Origin of the sequence: Streptomyces sp. YGL11-2 (genome assembly GCF_050054615.1) — a bacterium.
In the GTDB taxonomy this organism is placed as follows: Bacteria; Actinomycetota; Actinomycetes; order Streptomycetales; family Streptomycetaceae; genus Streptomyces.
In genome coordinates this window covers 487,453-508,952 of the sequence record NZ_JBNHIN010000002.1, presented here as the reverse complement: position 1 = coordinate 508,952, position 21,500 = coordinate 487,453, and the positions used below count along the sequence as shown (strand labels likewise).

The 21,500-nt window shown below is 74.3% G+C and carries 13 protein-coding genes and 1 riboswitch; of the genes, 9 read left to right on the top strand and 4 right to left on the bottom strand.

The window, feature by feature from the left end:
• Nucleotides 1–161: 161 nt before the first annotated feature.
• Nucleotides 162–2,138, top strand: coding sequence for a sigma-70 family RNA polymerase sigma factor (locus tag ACO1BR_RS04610; protein ID WP_426793707.1), 1,977 nt, complete (start codon nucleotides 162–164; stop codon nucleotides 2,136–2,138).
• 149 nt (nucleotides 2,139–2,287) lie between these two features.
• Here ACO1BR_RS04610 and ACO1BR_RS04605 read toward each other — a convergent pair whose 3' ends face one another.
• Nucleotides 2,288–5,506, bottom strand: a complete 3,219-nt coding sequence (locus ACO1BR_RS04605; RefSeq protein ID WP_426793730.1) for an ATP-binding protein — start codon at nucleotides 5,504–5,506, stop codon at nucleotides 2,288–2,290.
• A 491-nt stretch (nucleotides 5,507–5,997) separates the two neighbouring features.
• Nucleotides 5,998–8,079, bottom strand: a complete 2,082-nt coding sequence (locus tag ACO1BR_RS04600) for an asparagine synthase-related protein (RefSeq protein ID WP_426793706.1) — start codon at nucleotides 8,077–8,079, stop codon at nucleotides 5,998–6,000.
• A gap of 710 nt (nucleotides 8,080–8,789) precedes the next feature.
• Between ACO1BR_RS04600 and ACO1BR_RS04595 the strand changes: the two genes are divergently transcribed.
• The 7 genes from ACO1BR_RS04595 (at nucleotide 8,790) to ACO1BR_RS04565 (ending at nucleotide 17,006) form a co-directional block, all read left to right on the top strand.
• A complete protein-coding gene (locus ACO1BR_RS04595) occupies nucleotides 8,790–10,238 on the top strand; it encodes an MFS transporter (protein WP_159503036.1) in 1,449 nt (482 codons plus the stop codon).
• Between the two features lie 342 nt (nucleotides 10,239–10,580).
• Entirely contained in the window at nucleotides 10,581–11,792 is a 1,212-nt protein-coding gene (gene lhgO / locus ACO1BR_RS04590) for an L-2-hydroxyglutarate oxidase (protein ID WP_426793705.1), read from the top strand.
• Nucleotides 11,793–11,997: 205 nt separating this feature from the next.
• Nucleotides 11,998–12,936, top strand: a complete 939-nt coding sequence (gene trmB, locus ACO1BR_RS04585) for a tRNA (guanosine(46)-N7)-methyltransferase TrmB (protein ID WP_426793704.1) — start codon at nucleotides 11,998–12,000, stop codon at nucleotides 12,934–12,936.
• 326 nt (nucleotides 12,937–13,262) lie between these two features.
• Nucleotides 13,263–14,687 (top strand): PrsW family intramembrane metalloprotease, encoded by a 1,425-nt coding sequence (locus ACO1BR_RS04580; RefSeq protein ID WP_426793703.1) that lies wholly within the window; start codon nucleotides 13,263–13,265, stop codon nucleotides 14,685–14,687.
• A gap of 137 nt (nucleotides 14,688–14,824) precedes the next feature.
• Entirely contained in the window at nucleotides 14,825–15,289 is a 465-nt protein-coding gene (locus ACO1BR_RS04575) for a MerR family transcriptional regulator (RefSeq protein WP_426793702.1), read from the top strand.
• An 8-nt stretch (nucleotides 15,290–15,297) separates the two neighbouring features.
• Nucleotides 15,298–16,329 carry an aldo/keto reductase gene (locus ACO1BR_RS04570; protein WP_426793701.1) on the top strand — a complete coding sequence of 344 codons (1,032 nt, stop codon included), beginning with the start codon at nucleotides 15,298–15,300 and terminating at the stop codon, nucleotides 16,327–16,329.
• 374 nt (nucleotides 16,330–16,703) lie between these two features.
• On the top strand, nucleotides 16,704–17,006 hold the full coding sequence (locus ACO1BR_RS04565) for a hypothetical protein (protein WP_043265018.1): 303 nt from the start codon (nucleotides 16,704–16,706) through the stop codon (nucleotides 17,004–17,006).
• 248 nt (nucleotides 17,007–17,254) lie between these two features.
• Here the strand turns inward: ACO1BR_RS04565 and ACO1BR_RS04560 are convergent, their stop codons facing one another.
• Nucleotides 17,255–18,199: an aldo/keto reductase gene (locus ACO1BR_RS04560; RefSeq protein WP_426793700.1), complete on the bottom strand. Its 945-nt coding sequence runs from the start codon at nucleotides 18,197–18,199 to the stop codon at nucleotides 17,255–17,257.
• Between the two features lie 150 nt (nucleotides 18,200–18,349).
• Nucleotides 18,350–19,624, bottom strand: coding sequence for a M23 family metallopeptidase (locus ACO1BR_RS04555; protein WP_426793699.1), 1,275 nt, complete (start codon nucleotides 19,622–19,624; stop codon nucleotides 18,350–18,352).
• Between the two features lie 11 nt (nucleotides 19,625–19,635).
• Nucleotides 19,636–19,780, bottom strand: a riboswitch (cyclic di-AMP (ydaO/yuaA leader).
• Between the two features lie 459 nt (nucleotides 19,781–20,239).
• On the opposite strand from ACO1BR_RS04555, the gene ACO1BR_RS04550 reads away from it, so the two are divergent.
• A complete protein-coding gene (locus ACO1BR_RS04550; RefSeq protein ID WP_426793698.1) occupies nucleotides 20,240–21,451 on the top strand; it encodes a DUF2332 family protein in 1,212 nt (403 codons plus the stop codon).
• Nucleotides 21,452–21,500: the final 49 nt, after the last annotated feature.

Genomic DNA, 21,500 nt, shown 5'->3' with positions numbered 1-21,500 from the left:
ATCCCGTACGCGCAAATTACCCGTACGAGTGAACGTCAGTGCGGTCGTCCGAGGAGCCTCCTCGGACGAGTGGTTGCCCACACCGCCCCTGAAGCGTGGGCCACCGATGTGGCAGGCTTGCGCGGTGTTGCGGTGTGATGGCGGGTTCGGGGGCCTCGGCGATGGGTGTTGACGGGCGGGACGAGCGGCGCGGCGACGACAGTGCGGGCCCGCCTTCCGGACAGGTCCCCGGTCAGACCGGGCCGCTGGGGGCGACGCCCCCGGTGAAGCGCCCGGCGGGGCCGGACGGGCCCGGGCCCAGCGTGCCGCCGCAGCGCGAGCACTCCCGCCGGGTGGCGGGGCCCACCGGGGGCGAACCGGTCGGCGCGTCCGCCGGCGGCCCGGACGCCGATCTGCCGCCGTCCGACGGCCAGTTGATCGCGGCCATGCGGGCCGGCGACGACAGCGCGTACGAGGAGATGTACCGCCGGCACGCCGAGGCGGTGCGGCGCTATGCGCGCAGCTGCTGCCGCGACGCGCACACCGCGGAGGACCTGACCGGCGAGGTGTTCGCGCGCACGCTGCAGGCGGTGCGGGGCGGGGCGGGACCGGATTCGGCGGTGCGCGCCTATCTGCTGACCACCGTCCGGCGGGTCGCCGCGGCCTGGGCGAAGACCACCAGACGGGAGCAGCTGGTCGAGGACTTCGCGGTGTTCGCGGTGTCGGCGGCCGGGTCGTCGCTGGACGACGACACGCTGGACCTCGGCGCGGACGTCCGGGCGATGCACGAGGCCGAGCAGTCGATGGCGATGCAGGCGTTCCGCAGCCTGCCGGAGCGCTATCAGACGGTGCTGTGGCACACCACGATCGAGGACGAGCCGCCGAGTCAGGTAGCACCGCTGCTGGGGTTGACCGCGAACGCCACCGCCGTACTGGCGCACCGGGCCCGGGAGGGCCTCAAACAGGCGTATCTGCAGGCGCATGTGAGCCAGTCGCTGACCGCGGGCGGCGACTGCGCCCGGTATGCCGACCGGCTCGGCGCGTACGCCCGGGGCGGGCTGCGGATGCGGGCCGAGCGGGGGCTGCGCAAGCATCTGGAGGAGTGCGCCCGGTGCCGGATGGCGGCGCTGGAGGTCGCGGACGTCAACGAGCGGATCGGGGCGGTGCTGCCGATCGCGGTCATCGGATGGTTCGCGGCCGGGTACGCCGTCAAGGGCGCCGCCGTCGTGGCGGGGGTCGCCGGGGCGGGGGCGGCGGCGGGGGCCGGTGCGGCTGCCGCCGCGTCCGGGGCCGGGGCCGGCTCCGGGACCACGAGCAGTGCCGGTAGCGCGGCCATCGGCGAGGGGCTGGGCGCGCCGGTGAAGGTCGCGATCGGCGCCGGGCTCGTGGTCGCGGCGGGCGCGGCGCTGGCCTTCGCGCTGGCCGGGTCCCCGCAGCCGGCCCCGCACCCGCAGGCGAAGCCGCACCGACCGGTACCGTCCGCGCCGCGATCGCCGTCTCCGGCGCCCTCGCAGAAGCCGGTACCGCCGGTGGGCGGGGCGGTGCCCGTGCCGGCACCCGCCCCGACACCCAGCCCTACGCCGGCGCCTCCTAAGCCGACGCCGACGGCCACGCCGACACCGGTCCCCACGCCGACACCGGTCCCCACGCCGCCGAAGCCGAAGCCGACGCCCACGCCCACGCCCACGCCGACACCTACCCCGACGCCGACGCCGGCACCGCCGACGACGCCGTACCAAATCGGCTCACTGCCGTACGACGTCGCCGGTGACGGCACCGCGCCGGAGGTGCGCACCTTCGAGAGCGGCTGGATCTGGAAGCGGCACCGGCCGAGCATCGACGGCGCAGCGTATCCCCACGGCGTGAGCGTGCAGGCGTCGTCCTCGGTGGTGATCGCGCTCAACCGGCAGTGCACCGCGTATGACGCCGTGGCGGGCGTCGACGATCTCAGCCTGGGGCTGGGGGCGCTGCGCTTCTCCGTGTACGCGGACGGGGTGCGGCTGTGGCAGTCGGGGGTGGTGCACGGCGGGGAGCAGGGAGTGCCGGTGCACGTCCCGCTGGCGGGCCGCAAGACGCTGCGGCTGGTGGTCGAGCCGGCGAGCGCCGGCGATCTGGTGGCGCTGGGGGACTGGGCCCGGTCGCAGATCAGCTGCCGGTGAGCCGCACCGTTGGCGGTGGCGGGACCGTTGGCAGTCGCGGAGCCGTTGACGCTTGCGCGGCTGTTGGCGGTCGCGGGACGGATGGCGTGGCCGGGACCGGGGCCGGTTGGGAGTTGGGGGGCGGGTCCGCCCTCGTGGCGTAGGCCGGGTCATGTGCCGGATCCCGGGGTGGGGGCCGTGCCGGCTGCCGGGGAGGCACCGGATGCGGGCGCCGGCATGGGGGCTGGGCCGGACTCCGGCGGGAGGGGGGCGAACGCCAGGAGGGCGATGACGTCCGCCGGCGTGAGGTGTGTGCCCTCGGCGTGCAGCGTTTCGTACGCGCCGTCGGCCGCGCCGTTCAGCTCGGCGCGCAGGGCCGCAGCCGTGCGCGCGATGTCCGCCTCCTCGGGGACGGGGCGGGGCAGTTGGCCGCGCCAGGCGTCCGCGGCACCCAGCAGCCGGGCGGCGTCACGCGGGCGGCCCGTGGCGTGCAGCGCCGAAACCGCGCTCTCGACGACGGCGGCCACCACGGGGCGGGTGCAGTAGCGCGTCAGGGCCGAGGTCAACGCGTCGTGGCACCGGCGCAGGGCGTGCGGGGCGTCGCCGGAGGCGGTGGCGATCCGGGTCGCGAGACCGGCGAGCAGGAGGGTGAACTGAGGCGGCAGGGTGCCCAGTTCACCGGCGGCCCGGGCCGCCTCGCACTCCTCGTGCGCCGCCCGGGGGTCACCGCGGAGCAGCGCCATCCGGGCGCGCAGCGCGTGGTTGCAGGCCACCGGGTCCTGTACCTGCCACTCGGCGGCCTGCTCGTCCGCNCCCAGTCCACCGGCGGCCCGGGCCGCCTCGCACTCCTCGTGCGCCGCCCGGGGGTCACCGCGGAGCAGCGCCATCCGGGCGCGCAGCGCGTGGTTGCAGGCCACCGGGTCCTGTACCTGCCACTCGGCGGCCTGCTCGTCCGCCCGTATCAGCGCCTTCTCCGTGGCCGCCAGGTCCCCGCCGGCGAAGTGGAGTTCGGCGAGCCGGGAGAGGATCCACGGGGCTTCGGTGTGCGCACCCAGCTCCTGGGTCAGGGCCAGCGCCTCTTCGTAGGCGGCACGGGCCTCCTCGTACCGCCCGCAGGTCTGGCGCATCTCGCCGGTGGCCCCGGCGGCCTGGGCGAGCATCCAGCGGTCGCCGGTCCGGCGGGCCAGCGCGGCCAGCTCCCGCCGGGCCGCCTCGGCCGACTCCAGGCCGCCGGGCAGGTCGATGGCGATATGCGTACGGAACAGCAGGGCGACGCCCAGCTCCCAGTCGCCGCCCAGCTCCCGGGTGGCGGCGACCGCGTCGTCCAGCAGGGGCAGGATCTCGCCGTATCCACCGAGGAAGTACGCGGAGAACGGCCAGAGCAGGCCGGGGAATCGGGCGCTGCCCGGATGGGGGCGGGAGTAGGTGGTGAGCAGGCGGTCGACCAGCGCTCTCTTCTCGGGGGCGGCGAATTCGCGGTCGATTTCGTGGTCATGGAGCAGGAAGAGGAGCAGCAGGCGCAGGTCCGCCTGCGCCCGGAACCGTGGATCCGCGTCGCCGAGCTCCTCCAGGGCGGGGCCGAGGGCGATGACCCTCTTGACCCATGAGGCGCCCTCCACGCGGTAGTTGCGCAGCCACCAGAACCAGCCCATGGCGACGGTCAGCCGCTGTGCGGTGGCGGTGTCCCGTGCGGTGAGCGCGCGGTGCAGCACCGCTCGTACGTTGTCCAGCTCGGCCTCGATACGGGCCAGCCACGGCAGCTGTTCGGCAGACCGGATGCGGGGGTCGGCGTCCGTGGCGAAGCGCAGGAAGTGGGCGGTGTGCCGGGCATGGGTGCGGTCGCGCTCCTCGGGGCGGGCGGCGGCCCGTTCCTTGGCGTAGGCGTGGATGGTCTCCAGCATGCGGTAGCGGGGCTCGGCGTCCCGGTGGTCGACGAGCAGCAGGGACTTGTCGACCAGGGCGCCCAGCAGGTGGAGCACCCCCTTGGCGCCATCGGCTCCCTCGGGCACGCCGCACACCGCTTCGGCCGCGTCGAGGGTGCAGCCGCCGGCGAACACCGACAGCCGGCGCAGCAGGGCACGTTCGGGCTCGTCCAGCAGCTCCCAGCTCCAGTCGACGACCGCGCGCAGCGTCTGCTGGCGGGGCAGTGCGGTGCGGCTGCCGCTGGTCAGCAGCCGGAAGCGGTCATCGAGGCGGTCGGCGATCTGGCGCGCGGAGAGCAGCCGCAGCCGGGCCGCGGCCAGTTCGATGGCGAGCGGCAGCCCGTCCAGGCGGCGGCAGATCTCGTCCACCGCGACGGCGTCGCCGGCGGCGCGGAAGCCGGGGCGGACGGCCGCGGCCCGCTCGGCGAACAGCTGATGCGCGGGCGCCGGGCGCAGCGGCTCCAGGGGCCGTACGGCCTCGCCGGGGACGCCGAGCGGCTCGCGGCTGGTGGCCAGCACGGTCATCTCCGGGCAGTGCCGCAGCAGTTGGTCGGCCAGCGCGGCGGCGGCGCCGATCACGTGCTCGCAGTTGTCCAGCACGAGGAGCAGCCGGCGGTGGGCGCAGTGGTCTGCGATCCGGGTGGCCGGGTCGGGGTGCTCGCCGGCCGTACGGGCCTCCAGGGCCGGGCCGAAGACGGCGGTGTCCCGGAGGCCGAGTGCGGACAGGACGGCACCGGGGACGGCTTCGGGGGCGTCCAGCGGGGCGAGTTCGGCGATCCAGACGCCATCGGGGTGGTCGGCGGCAAGGGAGGCGGCCAGTTCTTCGGCGAGGCGGGTCTTGCCGGAGCCTCCGGGGCCGGTGAGGGTGACGAGGCGGGTCCGGCGGCTCCTCAGCTGCTGCCGGAGTGCGGCCAGCTCGCCCTCTCGGCCGAGGAAGGAGTTCAGGCGGGGGCGGAGATTGCCGCTGCGCGCGGGGGCGGCGGGGGCGGCCGTACGGCGATCGTCCGCGGGCGCACCCGCGGGCTGCTCGACTGCCACCAGCAACTGGGCGTGCAGGCCCCGGAGTTCGGGTCCGGGGTCGGCGCCCAGCCGGTCCGCGAGTGCCAGCCGGGCGTCCTCGTAGGCGGCCAGGGCGGCGGCGCTTTGCCCGGTGGCGTCCAGGGCGCGGATCAGCTGGGCGCGGAACGGCTCGTCCAGGGCGTGGTCAGCGGTCAACTGGCCCAGCTCGGGGAGCAGTTCCGCGGCGCGCCCGAGGGCCAGATCGGCGTCGATGCGGTGGTGCAGCGCGGTCAGCCGCAGCGCCTCGGGGCCGCGGGCCGCGCTCGCGCCGTCGGGGAGGTCCACGAGGGCCGGGCCGCGCCACAGGGCGAGCGCGGCGCGCAGGGTCTCGGCCGCGGTGGCCGGGTCACCGTCCCGCAGCGCCCGGGTGCCGTCGGCCACCAGCCGCGCGAAGCGGTGCAGATCCACCTCGTCCGGCTCGGCGACCAGCCGGTACGCCCCCGGCAGCGACGCCACGGCCTCCTTGCCCAGCGCCCGCCGCAGCCGCCCGACCAGCGCCTGCAGTGCGGCCGGCGCGTCCCGCGGCGGTCCGTCCACCGCCCATACGTCGTCGATCAGTGTCGCCACGTCCACCCCCCGACCGGCCCTCAGCGCCAGCGCCGCCGCCAGTGCCCGCAGCCGCGGGCCGCCCAGCGGCACCGGTCGTCCTTCCTCGCCCAGGACCTCCGTCGTGCCCAGAATCCGAACCTTCACGCGGTCATTGTCGCGGGCCGCGGCGCATCCCCGCGTGTTGTCCACAGCCCGGATCCGCGGCAGCGGCGGTTGTCCACAGCCCGGTCGGTTTCTCCTGAGGCCCGGTCGGCTTCTCCCGGGGCACGCGAACGGGCGCCACCGGGTCCGGGCACGGCCCCACGCCGCGCCGGCCCGGCTCGGACGCCGGTCCCCACTCCCGCCCCGGCTCAGGCCCCGGAAAGCCGTGCCCGGGGGACCACGCCGCCCGCCACCGCGCGCTGCCGCGGCGCCTCCGCGCCGGTCCAGCACGAGCCTCGCCGGGCCAGCAGCCGCCGCAGCCACAACTCCGTGGAGACCAGCTCGGCCAGTCCGTCCAGCGGCAGCGCGGCGCCCTCGGCCGCCGCGCGGAGCGCCTTGCGCACCACCCGCGCCTCGATCAGGCCTGCGTCGGCGAGCAGCGGTGCGTCGAAGAGCTGCACCAACTGGCCGACGGCGGCGCGCAGTCCGGCACGTACCGCGGCGGTGTGCGTGAGGTGCGAGGTGGCGCCCCAGCCCGGTGGCAGGTCCCGTACGCCGGCGCCGGCCAGCACCGAGCGCAGTACGGCGGCGCGGGCGCCCGGCTGCACCCGGAGGGTGTCCGGCAGCGCACGGCAGGCGAGCACCACCTGGTTGTCCAGGAAGGGGGCGTGCAGCCGCTGGCTGCGGACCTCGGCGGCCTGCTCAAGGACCCGGTGGTCGGCGGCCTGACGGGCCAGTGCCGCACGGGCGCGCCGTTCCCCGGGGCGGCCGGCGGCGGGCGAGCGGGTCGCCGCGTCCCCGAGGCGACCCGATACTTCGGCCAGCGCCTCTCCCGTGAGCCAGCGGGCGGCCGGTCCGGGCCGGCACCAGGCGAGGGCGGCCAGTGAGGCGTCGACCGCCCCGCCGGCCACCGGTTCGTCGGCGAACTGCCGCTCCATGAGGCGGCGCGCCGCCTCGGTGATACCGGTGGCGTACGGGGTGCGGGCGAGCCGGCGGGCGGCCCGGTAGACGGTGAACGGGACCAGGACGGAGTGCGCGGACGGGCCGTCCGCCTTGGCCAGCGCGGTGACCGGGCGCAGCAGATGGCGCCGCCGGCGGTCCATGAGGAGGTCGGCGAGCCGGGCCGGGTGGGCGTCGAGGACCTGGCGCGCGCCGTTCCCGACGAAGTGGTCGGCGCTGCCGGCCAGCAGCCGCCGGCGGTGGCGGCCGGCGACGGTGAGCGAGGGGCCCGACTCGTCTGTGAGCGGACCGCTGTCGAGGTCGGCGTACGGGAGCGCCTCCTCGCCGGCGGCGACGACGACGTGGTGCAGCCGGGGGTTGTCGGCGATGCTGCGGGCGCGCTCCAGTTCGGCCTCGCGGTGGGGCCTACCGGCGTTGGTGGCGCGGTCGTTGAAGGTGACGGCCAGCAGGCGCTCGCCGTGGCCGTTGATCGTGCCGGGCTGCCCGGGGAGACCGGCGGCCAGAAGGGCGAGCGTTCCGGAGGCGCTGCCTCCGGAGAGGTCGGCGCCGATGCCGGGGACCGGTCCGCCGCGGGCCGCACGCCGCTCCGCGGGGCCCATACCGGGCACCGGGCCGGGGTCCAGCCCCTCCGGCCCGTCCGGGTCGGGGGCGAAGCGGGGGCCCGCCAGCCGGGTGCGCACCGCCTCGACGAGGGCCTCGCGGACGCCGTCCACGGCCTGGTCCGGGGCCAGTTGGGGCGCGGCGACGGCCAGTGAGGCGGTCGGTTCAAAGGAGGCGATCTCGCTGGTGCCGGCGCGCAGCACCAGGGCGTGGCCCGGCGGGATCCGGCGCACGCCCTCGTAGGGCGTGCCGGCGCCCAGCGCCTCGGGGGCGTCCGGGCAGGCCAGCAGAGCCGCCAGATGGCCGACGTCGAGGCTGGCCTCGACGAGGTCGGCGAGCGGCAGGGCGGCGGTGGCGTACGCCGTACCACCGGCCCACCGGGTGTGGAACACGGGGCGGGCGCCGGCCAGATCTCCGGTGATGGTGATCCGGCGGCCCACCTGGACGACGGCGGTGTAGCTGCCCGGCCAGGCGGTGAGGTGGCGCAGTGCGCCCCCTCGGGCGGCGAACAGCCCGACCCGCAGCTGGTCGTCGGTGGCGCCGCACACCCCGAAGACGGCGAGCCGGGTCTCCGGGTCGGCCTGTACGACGCGGACTTCATAGGGCCGCCAGTCGCCGACCGCCCACAGGGGGTCCGGGTCGCCCCAGAGGAGCTGGGCGCCCACGGGCAGGACCGTGCGGCTCTCCCGGCCGGCGGTCGCAGCGCTGCTCCACCCCACCAACCAGCGCATCGCCGCCTCCACCCGATTCCCCGTCCGCAGCGGGGCCGATGGCCGCCCCATACAGCGGAATCCCCAGCTGTTGTGCGGTCCATGCTGCCATGACGAGGGGTTTCGGGAGGTGCCAAAGGTGGCTCGTATGCGGGCGGTTAACGGTGCCGGGCGGCGGGCGCGGCGGCGCGCCACCGAGGCGGACGATGCGCCCGGGGGCGGGCGCGGGCCGCTGCGGCGACCCCGGGTGGCCCCCCGTGTGGCCCCCGGGGCGGGCGGCGGCGTGAAAGCATCACCCATCACTTTTCGGCCAAAGTCCGTACCGTACAACCCAGTTGGAGACCGGTCGACACGTCGGGTGCCGCGTCGTCCGGTGCGGTGGCCGAGTGGCGCCCGGCCCCCGCGACGGCCCGGGAAGCGGGCTGCGCCTCCCGGACCGGACCGCCACCCGCGGGGAATGAGGTGGCGGTGTCCCCCAGCCCACTGGATCCAGTGCAGCGGGCCGACCCACGCAGAATCATCGAAGCGCTCCCGCTGACGGGCGGCCAGCGCGCACGGACGGGCGCACGGGCACACGTACCCGGAGCACATGCCAATTCCCGCACCCCTGTTTGAACACGAATCTCGCCATCCGGGACACCGACTCTTAACGGTCGGGATCCGGCGAACTACTCTGGGTGGACGCATGCCCCGGGGTACCGGGGAGGCTGTCGCTGTGTCGAGGGGTGCGCATGTCCAGGGATATACGCGGGCCGAACGAAAAGCTCGGCACCGTTCTCGCCCTCGCGGGGATCAGCAATGCCGGACTCGCCCGCCGGGTCAACGACCTCGGTGCGCAACGCGGCCTGACGCTTCGCTACGACAAGACGTCGGTGGCCCGATGGGTCTCCAAGGGCATGGTGCCCCAGGGTGCCGCGCCCCATCTGATCGCGTCCGCGATCGGCAGCAAGCTGGGGCGTCCGGTGCCGCTGCACGAGATCGGACTGGCCGACGCCGACCCGGCGCCCGAAGTGGGCCTCGCGTTTCCCCGTGACGTGGGCGCCGCGGTGCGCTCCGCGACCGAGCTCTACCGCCTCGATCTGGCCGGGCGACGGGCCGGCGGGGGCGGCATCTGGCAGAGCCTGGCCGGATCCTTCTCCGTCAGCGCGTACGCCACCCCGGCCTCCCGCTGGCTGATATCCCCGGCCGACAGCTCCGTGGCGCGGGAGGCGGCCGAGGCGCGGGACAGGGACGCCGCGGCGGCCGGCGACGCGGGGATCCCGCAGCACGTCGGCCACAGCGACGTCACCAAGCTGCGCGAGGCCGCCGAGGACGCCCGGCGCTGGGACTCCAAGTACGGCGGCGGGGACTGGCGTTCGTCCATGGTGCCGGAGTGCCTCCGGGTGGACGCGGCACCGCTGCTCCTCGCCTCGTACAGCGACGAGGTGGGCCGCGCGCTCTTCGGGGCGACGTCCGAACTGACCCGGCTGGCCGGGTGGATGGCCTTCGACACCGGGCAGCAGGAGGCCGCCCAGCGCTACTACATCCAGGCACTGCGGCTCGCCCGCGCCGCCGCCGACGTCCCCTTGGGCGGCTATGTCCTGGCATCGATGTCCCTCCAGGCGACGTACCGGGGCTTCGCCGACGAGGGCGTCGACCTCGCGCAGGCCGCCCTGGAGCGCAACCGCGGTCTGGCGACGGCCCGCACGATGAGCTTCTTCCGCCTGGTGGAAGCGCGGGCGCAGGCCAAGGCCGGCGAGGCGCGCGCCTGCGAGGTGGCGCTCAAGGCGTCCGAGGGGTGGCTGGAACGCTCCCGCAGCGGCGATCCGGACCCCTCCTGGCTGGACTTCTACTCGTACGAGCGGTTCGCCGCCGACGCGGCCGAGTGCTACCGGGATCTGCGGCTGCCCCGCCAGGTGCGCCGGTTCACCGAGCAGGCGCTCTCCCGTCCCACGGAGGAGTTCGTCCGCTCGCACGGTCTGCGCCTCGTCGTGTCCGCCGTCGCCGAACTGGAGTCCGGCAATCTGGACGCGGCCTGCGCGGCGGGCACCCGTGCCGTGGAGGTCGCGGGACGGATCTCCTCCGCCCGCACCACCGAGTACGTCCGCGATCTGCTGCACCGCCTGGAGCCGTACGGGGACGAGCCCCGGGTGGTGGAACTCCGCGAGCGGGCACGGCCGTTGCTGGCGGCGCCGGCATAGCGGACGGAACGGGCGGAACGGCCTGAACGGTTGGATCGGTCGGAACGGTCGGAACGGCTGGCGGGGTGCCGGTCGACGAGCGGGTACCGGTGGCCGATCGGATACCGGTAATCGAGCGGGCATCGGTCGTCGGGGGAACCGGTCGACGAAGGTGTGGCGGTTCAGGGGACAAGTTGATCGGGTGGGCGTGCGGCGGGGCGGATGGCGCGGCCGCGAGCGGGGTAGCGGTGGCGGCAGGGCCGCGTTGTCAGTGCCGCCCGTCATGATGGAGTACGTCGTCGGCGATGATGCGCGGGGCCGCGGCGACGGGCAGGCCCGCGAGCATGCGGTTGGGGAGGTGCAGTGGCGGCGTACGACTGCGATGTGCTGGTGATCGGTGCCGGGATCGTGGGGCTGTCCACGGCCCATGCCCTGGCGCGCGCGGTGCCCGGTATACGCGTCGTGGTGCTGGAGAAGGAGCCCGGACCGGCCCGCCACCAGACCGGACGCAACAGCGGCGTGATCCACAGCGGGATCTACTACCCGCCCGGTTCGCTCAAGGCCCGCTTCGCCCTCCAGGGGTCGGCGGAAATGGTCAAGTTCTGCGCCGAACACGACATCGCCCACGAAGTCACCGGCAAGCTCATCGTGGCCACGGACCGCAGCGAGCTGCCCCGGCTGCACGGCCTCATCCAGCGCGGCCGGGAGCACGGCCTGCCGGTGCGCGAGCTGGGCCCCGCCCAGATAGCCGAGTACGAGCCCGAGGTGCACGGCCTGGCCGCCATCCATGTGGGCACGACCGGCGTCTGTGATTTCGGCGCGGTGGCCCGGCAGCTCGGCCACCTCGCGCAGGAGGACGGCGCTCGGATCGCGTACGGCGAGGACGTCACCACCATCGCCCGCCGCCCCGGCCGGGTCGCGGTCCGCACGGCCGCCGGCACGGTCTACCGGGCCCGCGCCCTGGTCAACTGCGCCGGCCTGCACTGCGACCGCATCGCGCGGCTCGCGGGCGACGCTCCCGGGATGCGGATCGTCCCCTTCCGCGGGGAGTACTTCACCCTCGCCCCGGAGCGCGCCGCCCTCGTCCGCGGGCTGGTCTACCCGGTCCCCGACCCGGCCTTCCCGTTCCTGGGCGTCCACCTCACCCGCGGCATCGACGGCGCCGTCCACATCGGCCCGAACGCCGTCCCTGCTCTCGCCCGCGAGGGCTACGACTGGCGCACGGTCCGCCCCGCCGACCTGGCCGGCACCCTCACGTATCCGGGCGCCTGGCGGATAGCCCGCCGCCACTGGCGCTACGGCGCCGGCGAGCTGCACCGGTCGCTGTCCCGGCGCGCCTTCACAGACGCGGTCCGCCGGCTGCTCCCCGCCGCCCAGGAGGAGGACCTGCTGCCCTCCCCGGCCGGGGTCCGCGCCCAGGCCGTCCTCCCTGACGGCACCCTCGTCGACGACTTCCTCTTCGCCGAGACCCCGGGCATGATCCACGTCCTCAACGCACCGTCCCCGGCCGCCACGGCTTCACTCCCCATCGGCCGGGAGGTGGCCCGCCGGGTAATGGGGGTGCTGCGGGGGTGAGGGGAGGGGAGACCTGCGGGTGAGGGGGAGACCTCCTCACTTCCCCCGTGGGCCCGCCCCGGGCCGCATGCCGTCAGCGGGCTCCCTCCCGTGCCGCCCTCCCCACAGCGCTCCCGTACCGCCTCTCTCCCGCACCGCCGCCCCGCGCAGCCGCCCCCTCCAGCGCTCCCGTCCCCTCCCCCACCATCCGTAGAATCGACACACTGTGTCCGAGAACCGCGCCACCCCCGAGACCACCGCCCCCGAAGTCGACGCCCTGGGCGCCGACGCCGCGGCCACCGCCGTCGCGCGCACCCGCGGGCCCGCCACGCACACGGACGGCCGCGCCGCCGGAGAGCGGGCCGCCGCCCCGGCCCCCGAGGCCGGCGGGCCCCGCGCCCTCGGTGCCACCGCCGCCTCCGCCGCCGTGCCCCGGCGTGGCAAGCCGATGTTCCCGGACGGGACCGGTCCGGCGGCCGACCCCGCGGGCTCGCACCACGAGCGCCGGATCCGCTCCTTCCAGCCGCGCCGCAGCCGCGTCTCGCCGTCGCAGGCGGATGCGCTGCGCCGGCTGTGGTCCAAGTGGGGCGTGGACATCGACGGGCTCTCCCGTATCGACCTCGACGCGTTCTTCGACGGGCTGCCAGTCGTCCTGGAAATCGGCTTCGGCATGGGCGAGGCCACCGCGCAGATGGCCGCCGCCGACCCGGGGACCGGCATTCTCGGCTGCGATGTGCACACTCCCGGCCAGGGCAATCTGCTCGGTCTCGCGGAGCGGAACGGGCTGTCCAACATCCGGGTGGCCAACGGCGACGCGATCATCCTGCTGCGCGAGATGCTGGCCCCCGGCTCGCTCGCCGGCCTGCGCGTGTACTTTCCCGACCCGTGGCCCAAGAAGCGCCACCACAAGCGCCGCCTCGTCCAGCCGGAGTTCATCGCGCTGGCGTCCACCCGGCTCGCGCCCGGCGCCCTGGTGCACTGCGCGACCGACTGGGAGCCGTACGCCGAGCAGATGCTGGAGGTGCTTTCCGCCGAGCCGACGCTGGAGAACCTGCACCCCGGTTACGCGCCCCGGCCGGACTTCCGCCCGTTGACCAGGTTCGAGGGCCAGGGTCTGGACAAGGGGCATGTCGTCCACGACCTGCTCTTCCGGCGCCGCGGCTGAGAACGGCTCGGGCCGCGGGACCGGCCCGTATGACGGGAGCCTGATCCGGTGCCGGTGCGTAAGCGGCTCCGGCGGCAGCCGCGCATCAGGGCGTCCGGCAACGGCCCGTGCGGAAGCGACTCCCGCAGCGGCCGGTGGGCAAGGGCGTCCGGCAGCGGGTGCCCAGGGGCCGGCCCCGGACACCGGTCTCGCCCACCGGCACCGGCTCCACCCACCACCGCCGGCCTCGCCCACCGGCCGGCATCAGCCCCACACCGAACCGACCGGCGGCCGACGTCTTCCCGCCACCCGCGCGTCATGTGGCCGCGCCTCGTTAGGGTCTATGGGTGTACCCGTCCCCGCCGCCGCTCCCCGAGCGCTCACCCGGCCCGTCCCCGTACACATACGCCGAGGCCCCTCCCGGGTCCCGGCCGGGGCGCCGGCCCGCACCGTGGCACAGCAAGACCGTCCGCGCGATCGCGCTGGCGTCGCTGCTCGCGCTCTCCGGCGTACTCATCATCGGCATCGTCCGCCGCCAGACCGGCACCGAGGGCTTCCTGGTCGGCCTCGGCCTGGCGGTCTTCCCGGTACCGCTGCTCATCTCGGCGTTCTGCTGGCTCGACCGCGTCGAACCCGAGCCGTGGCGCAATCTGGCCTTCGCCTTCGCCTGGGGCGCCTGCGCGGCCACCCTGGTCGCGGTCCTGGCCAACGGCTTCGCCACCAACTGGCTGGCCACCAACATCACTTCCGCGTCGCCCACCGAAGCCGAGACATGGGGCTCGACCGCCATCGCGCCGGTCATCGAGGAGGTGGTGAAGGCAGCCGCGGTCCTCCTCCTCTACCGCTTCCGGCGCCGCGACTTCAACGGCATCACCGACGGCATCGTCATCGCCGGCATCACCGCCACCGGCTTCGCGTTCACCGAGAACATCCTCTATCTGGGCAGCGCGTTCGGCGAGGACCAGTCCCTGGGGCACAGCGGGCTGGGCTCCCTCACCGCCGGCACCTTCTTCGTACGGATCGTGGTCTCCCCCTTCGCCCATCCCCTCTTCACGATCCTCACCGGCCTCGCGTTCGGGATAGCCGCGACCCGCTACCCCCGGCGCCGCGCCGCCCGCGCCGCGCTCGCCGTCCTCGGCCTGGTCACCGCGATCCTCCTGCACGCCGTCTGGAACGCCGCCTCCAGCCTCGGCAACAGCGGCTTCGTCACCATCTACGGCCTGTTCATCGTCCCCGTCCTCCTCGTCGTGACCTGGCTCGCCCTCTGGGTCCGCCACCAGGAACTGCTCTCCCTCCACGCCTACCTGGCCCCGTACATCACCGCCGGCTGGCTCGCTCCCGCCGAACCCACCGCCCTCACCTCCCTCAAAACCCGCGCCCTGGCCCGCGACATAGCCCGCCGCACCCACGGCCCCACCGCCGCCCGCGCCGTCACCGAATACACCGCCCTCGCCACCACCCTCTCCTTCCACCGGCGCCGCGCCCACCTGACGGGCACCACCCCGGACTTCGCGGCCCGCGAGCGCGATCTGCTGGACCTCCTGTGGCACTACCGCCCGTGGGCCGAACCGGCTCTGATCCAGGCCCTGGCAAGCCGGGAGGGAAGCAAGGGGAAGACGGCACGGAAGGCAGGGAAGGTGGGGAAGGCACGGAAAGTGGAGGGGATGGGTACAGAGAGGAACGAGGGGAAGGGGAGGAGCGGGAGGAAGGAAGGGGAAGGCGGGCCGGGCGCCGTGGCACTCGTCGATGAGGCGGACCAGTCGCCCGGTTAAGCGCGGACAGCAGGCCCCTACGTGCTGGGCCGCGGACGAGCCCGGTCCAAGAGGCACAGGCACCGCACGACGGCCCAAGAGGCACCGCACGACGGGCACTTGCTTCAAGTGCACTTGAAGGTCCTAGCGTGGTCGGCATGACGGTGATCGACAGCACCCCCGTGACGTCGCCGCCCGTGGACGCCTGTGTGTCCGCGGGTGCGGCGCATCCGCGACCCGACGGCCAGGACCGCTACACGATCAGCGAGGTCGCGGAGTTCACCGGGCTCAGGGCGCACACCCTGCGCTGGTACGAGCAGATCGGTCTGATGCCGCAGGTGGAGCGGTCGCACACCGGCCAGCGTCGCTTCGACAACAGGGACCTGGACTGGCTCACCTTCGTGGGCAGGTTGCGGCTGACCGGGATGCCGGTCGCCGACATGGTCCGCTTCGCGGAACTGGTCCGCCAGGGCGAGGTCACCTTCGGCGAACGCCGGGAGATCCTGGAGCAGACCCGGCACGAAGTGGCCACGCGCATCGCGGAGTTGCAGGACACCCTCGCCGTACTCGACGCCAAGATCAGTTTCTATGCGGGCGCCCGCCAGGCGCCGGAAGGGGCCTGAGCGCCATCATGAGCAACGCCATCGAACAGATCCGCAAGGTCGAGCTGGGCACCGGCGGCCCCCTCGTCGGCGTCCAGGGCTTCGGGGCCATGGGCATCAGCGCCGCCTACGGACAGACGGACGACGCGGCGGCCCGCGACACCCTGGAGGCCACCGTCGAGGCGGGCGTCACCCTCATCGACACCGCCGACATGTACGGCGTCGGTGCCAACGAGGAGTTCCTCGCGCCCTTCGTCGCCGCGCACCGCGACGAGATCACCCTGGCCACCAAGTTCGGCATCGAATACCGCGCCGACGACCCGAGCTACCGGGCCATCCGCAACGACCCCGGCTACGTCAGGAAGGCCGTCGAAGCGAGCCTGCGCCGCCTGAACGTCGAGGTCATCGACCTCTACTACATGCACCGCCGCGACCCGGCCATCCCGCTCGCCGAGTCCGTCGGCGCCATGGCCGAGCTGGTGCGGGAAGGCAAGGTCAAGCACCTCGGCCTGAGCGAGGTCACCGGTGCCGAACTGCGCGAGGCGCACGCCGTCCACCCGATCACCGCGCTGCAGACGGAGTGGTCGGTCTTCAGCCGGGACGTCGAACACAGCGCGGTGGGCGCGGCCGCCGCCCTCGGGGTCGCCTTCGTGCCGTACTCGCCGCTCGGCCGGGGCTTTCTGACCGGTGCCTTCAGCGACGCGAGCACCGAACTCTCCGGCGGCGACTTCCGGCAGTTGCTGCCGCGCTTCACCGGCGACAACGCCAGGGCGAACGCCGCCCTCCTGGAGCCGCTGCACAAGATCGCGGCCGACCACGGCGCCACCACGGCGCAGATCGCCCTGGCCTGGGTACAGCACCGGGCCCAGACGCACGGCCTGACCGTCGTGCCGATTCCGGGGACCCGCAAGCGCAGCCGCCTCCTCGAAAACGCCGCGGCCACCCGCATCGCGCTGACCGCCGAAGAGCTGGCCCTCCTGGAGCCGATCGCCGGCCAGGTGGCCGGCGACCGCTACGCGGACATGTCCCTGACCTCGGCAGCCCGGGAAGCCCAGGAGTGATCGGCGAACCGCCGTCACGCACCGCGCTGCTGCCGTGGACCCGACCGACCGTCGACGACCAGGGCCTGGCCAGCCCACCGGCCTGACCCACCTCTCCGGGCCGCCTATCCGCGCCATCTAGCTGGGCCACCTACTCTGGGCCACCTATCTGGGCAGAATGCGGAATCACGACTGCGCGTCCGGCTCGGTGAACACAGCGGGTCGGTCGGCCCACCGCGCTCGACGGCTCTGTACGCATTCCCTTTTGATCTGGTGTTCCTTGACGCTGCCCTTCGGGGACGCCGGGCGCGGGCGCGGTCCCGAAGTTCACGAGGTCCGAGCCTAGGCTCCTTGACATCGACCTTGATACGGGACGGATTACGGAGGTTTCTCTGATGGCCGGTATACCGACGAGTGTGGTCGCGGCGAGTGGACTGGTGGCCGGCTACGGCGTCGCCCGGTGGACGAAGAAGCGGCCGTTGGGTGGGGTGGCGCTGGCGGCTGCCGGGGCGGTGGCGGCCAAGGGGTGGCAGGAGAAGGCCGGTACGAAGGCGGCAGCTGCGCTGAGCGGGGCCTACGTGGCGGCGTTTGCGGGGTCGCATCCGCTGGCCAAGAAGATCGGGGCGTGGCCTTCGGTGTTCGCGGTCGCGGGTGGGGTGGCGCTGGCGTCGTGGGTGGTGGCGGATCGGCGGGGATAGTGGCGCCCCCGGGGGCCGGGTTGTTGTGGTGTTCGTGGTGCAGGGCGGAGAGGGTTACCGCCCCGCACCACTGTTGTCGGCTCGCTGTTGTCGGCTCGCTGTTGTCGGTCCGCTGTTGTCAGTCCACTGGTGCCGGCCCGCAGTTGTCGGCCCTCGCGCTCAAGGGTCGCCCGCAGCCAAGGGTTCCGCGCCCCCACGGGTTCCCCGCCCTCACGGATACCGCGCCCCCAGGGGTCAGGGCGCGGGTGTCAGGCCGACGCCTCCGTGAGGAGGGCCAGTTCGACGTCGGTGAGGGTGAGGTCGGCGACGGCCAGGAGGGTCGGGAGCTGGGCGGCGTTGCGGGCGCTGGCGATGGGGGCCGCGACGGTGGGCCGGGCGGCGAGCCAGGCCAGGGCGACGGTGGCGGGCTCGGCGTCGTGGGCGGCGGCGACCGTGTCGAGGGCCTGGAGGACGCGCCGGCCCCGCTCGGTCTCCAGGTACGCGGCGGCCTTCCCGGAGCGGGCGCTGTCGACGCTGCCGCCCGGCCGGTACTTACCGGTCAGGAAGCCGGAGGCGAGGGCGTAATACGGGACCGCGGCGACGCCGTGGCGGGCCGCCACATCGGCGAGTTCGCCCTCGTAGGTGTCGCGGGAGACCAGGTTGTAGTGCGGCTGGAGCGCCACATAGCGGGCCAGGCCCTCACGGTCGGAGAAGGCCAGCGACTCGTCCAGGCGCCGCGCGGAGATGTTGGACGCGCCGATCTCCCGGACCTTGCCGGCGCGGACCAGCTCGTCGAGGGCGGTCAGGAACTCCGCCACCTCAACCGATTCGTCGTCGTAGTGGGTGTAGTAGAGGTCGATGTGGTCGGTACGGAGACGGGTCAGGGACGCCTCGACCGCGGTCTTGATCGTGGCGGCGGACAGGCCCTTGAGATCCCGGTGGGCACCGACCTTGGTGGCGATGACGACCTGGTCGCGGTTGCCGCGGGCCGCCAGCCAGTTGCCGATGACGGTCTCGGACTCGCCGCCCCTGTGGCCGGGCACCCACATCGAGTACGCGTCGGCGGTATCGATGAAGTTCCCCCCGCCGGCCACGTAGGCGTCGAGCACCCGGAAGGACTCCGCCTCGTCGGCGGTCCAGCCGAAGACGTTGCCCCCGAGGCAGAGCGGGGAGACGGACAGCGAGCCGATGGTCTTGGTGGTGTGGGTCGTCATGCGTCGCTTCAGCGCCGGCGGACGGGGAGATATTCCGCCGGCGGGCGGGAAGTTACTCCGTCGGCGGGCGGGGAGTCGTTCGCCGCCCTCCTCGCCTGCCTCCCCGCAACGCGGCGCTACGCGCATTTCACGGGGGGCGTGCCCCGTACGTCAGACACCGACCCCGTGGTCGCGCAGCCACGGCATCGGATCTGTCGGATCGCCGGCGTCCGGGCGCACCTCCAGGTGGAGGTGCGGGCCGGTGACGTTGCCGGTGGCGCCGACGCGGGCGATCACGTCTCCCGTGGTGACCTTGCCGGAGGTCTTCACCATGGAGGACAGATGGCAGAACCAGAGTTCCGTGCCGTCGTCGAGGGTGAGGACGATGCGGTAGCCGTAGGGACCGGCCCAGCCCGCCTTGGTGATGGTGCCGGAGTGAACCGCCTTGACCAGCGAGCCCGTTGGCGCCGCGAAGTCCTGGCCGGTGTGGTTCGCCGCCCAGTGGTCGCCGGCCTGCCCGAAGCTCGCGGTGAGGGTGTACGAGGAGACCGGGACGACATAGCTCTTCGCCAGTTCGGCGAGGCGGGCGGCCTCCGCCGCCTGGCGCTTGGCCTCCGCCGCCGCCTCCTTCTCGGCAGCAGCGGCCTGCTCCGCCGTCTTCTGGTGCACGGTCGCGTCCTTCGCAGCCTCCTGGATCGCCGAGTGCTCCGCGCTCTCACGCGCTTCCCGGTCCGCGGCGCCCTGCTGGGTATCGGCCTGCTGGAGGATCCGGCTGCGCAGCGCCTCGGCCGCGTCCGTGCCCTGACCGGCTGCGTGGTGCGTCACCCCCGCCTGGGAGAGGGGGCGGGAGGTGCCGGCGGACGCGGGGGCCGAGTCCGCTCCGGCGGCGGACGGGGCGTCCGTACCGGCGGCCGATGCCGCCGCGGTGCCCCCGCCGTCGGAGAGGAGCGAGCCGATGCCGGGCAGCGACGCGGCGTCCGGGAGCTTGCCGGCAAGGTCGTCGGCCATCCCGCCGAGGTCGGGCATCGATATCGGCACCGGCGGCCGGTCCTCGGCCGTGGCCATCCCGCCGGCGCCGACCGCCGCGATGACGCCGACGCCCAGGACCGTACCGCCGCGGGCGAGTCCGCCGCTGCGCTGCTTGGCCACCCGGTGCTTGCCGCGGACGGGGCGGACGGACTCCTCGGTGGGGTTCCACTCCTCCCAGAGGCCGTCGCCCTCGCCGGACGCGCCGTCGTGGGCGGCGGCGAATCCCGAGGTGTCGGCGAATCCCCTGGTGTCGGCGAATCCCGTGGCGTCGGCGGGGCTCTCGCAGGCGTCCCGCCCCTCGCCCGGGTCGGGGAGATCAGTGGCGGGGACGTCGAAGCCGACGACGCCGTCGCGGCGACCCGGACCGGCGAAGTCGTAGGCGGACGGGGCGTGTGGGGCGGGCCTGTTGGACGCCACGGGGGCGCACTCCTTTCCTTCCTTCTCGCCTACCGGGTTAGCTGACGGGTTCGGAGCAGGAAGGTCTCCTACGGGCGCCCCCTGGCGAGAGGCGTCCGATTCACCCCAAGGTGGTGGTTCCCCGGTTCCCTTGGCGCGGTGCTGCGCAATTCCAGGCAGATACGGCGGATTCGGGTGCGCCCCGTCGGGCGACCCGGTGCAGTTCTGGGCAATTCCGCACGGCTCTTTACGGCTCATGACGGCTCTTTACGGCCCTGCAGGACGGGTGCGAGCGAGCAGTTCGGAGTGGTGCGGAGTGGTCCTGGACGTGCGGGAACAGCGCATTCGGGATTCGGCGTCGGCGCGCGGTGCCGCCACTGGCGACGGCTGGGACAACCGCGCTCCGTTATCGGACAGTAATAGAGACGGTGGCGGAATACCAAGCGTTCCCGCGAATCCGCACGGGTTTTGCCCGCGCTCCGTACGAGCCGTGGCATGGGACTTTGGCCGCCGGCGCGGGCGCAGGCGGGGCGAGCTGCCGGCACCGCGCCAGGTGATCTTGCGGTGATGGTGTGTCAGTTGTTATGCGCAGGGACGCCCCGCGGTCACGGAGCGTGAGAGCAGTACGGTCGGATCATGGTCGTCAACGTCGTGAACACCGGGAACGCCGGGAACACCTGGAATACCGGGAACACCGTCAACAGCGCTCAGGCAGTGGCGAATCGGCACCGGGAGTTCTCCCGGCAACAGGCCCGGGGACGTTCCGCCCCACACGAAGAGTTGACCGCACGGATCAGCCAGGACCCCGAATTCTGCGGCCTGCTCTCGGGCTCGCTGCCCGCCGGCGACCGCCGGCAGCCGGAGCTGCTGCTCGCCGCCGTGCGCTATCTCGACGGCCCGCACGCGGAGTTGGGCCCGCGTGACGAGACGGCCTACGGGCGCTGGCGCGAGTGGACGGTCCGGCACTGGGACGAGGTCCGCGCGGTGATCATGCGCCGCGCGCCCCGGACCGGCGAACCGGCCCACTGCGCCGCCCTGCTGCCGCTGCTCGCCCGCCTACCGCAGCCGCTGGCCCTCCTGGAGATCGGCGCATCGGCCGGGTTGTGCCTGTATCCGGACCGATACCGGTACCGGTACTGCCATACCGGGCAGGAGGCGGGCGGTTCCGACTCCAACCCGGGTTCCGGTGCCCGTTCTGGTTCTGGTTCCGGTGCCGGACCGGACGCCGCCGGCCCCCACGGGACGGCGTACGAGGAGGTCGGCGCCCCGGACAGCCCCGTGACCTTCAGCTGCCGTACGAGCGGGGTGGCGGGCGCCGCGAGCGGCGGTACGGTCCCGGCCGGCGCGCTCCCCGACATCGTCTGGCGCGCCGGTATCGACCCGAACCCCCTCGACCCGGTCGGCGAGCCGGACGACCTCCGCTGGCTGCGGGCCCTCGTATGGCCACAGGACGCGGACCGCATGGCGCGGCTGTCGGCGGCCGTCGAGGCGGTCCGGCCGGCGCCGCGCCCTCGTATCGTGCGCGGCGACCTGGTCGGCGAACTGCCCGCGCTGGCCGCCGAGGCGCCGCCGGAGGCCACGCTCGTCGTCTTCCACAGCGCCGTACTGGCCGGCCTTCCGCCCGCCCGGCGCGAGGAGTTCGCGCAGCGCGTGCGGTCGCTGCTCGCCGACCGGGACGGCGGCGGGCACTGGATCTCCCAGGAGCACCACAGCGTGCTGCCCTGGATCACCGCGCCGGAGCACGCGTCCCTCGGCCCGGAGGACGCGGCGCTGCTGACGCTCGCGCTGGACGAGCGCCCGGTGGCCCTCACCGGACCGCAGGGCCGGAGCCTGCACTGGCTCCGGTGACCCGGGAGGACTGGCTCCGGTGACCGGGGAGGCCGTGAGACCCGCGACG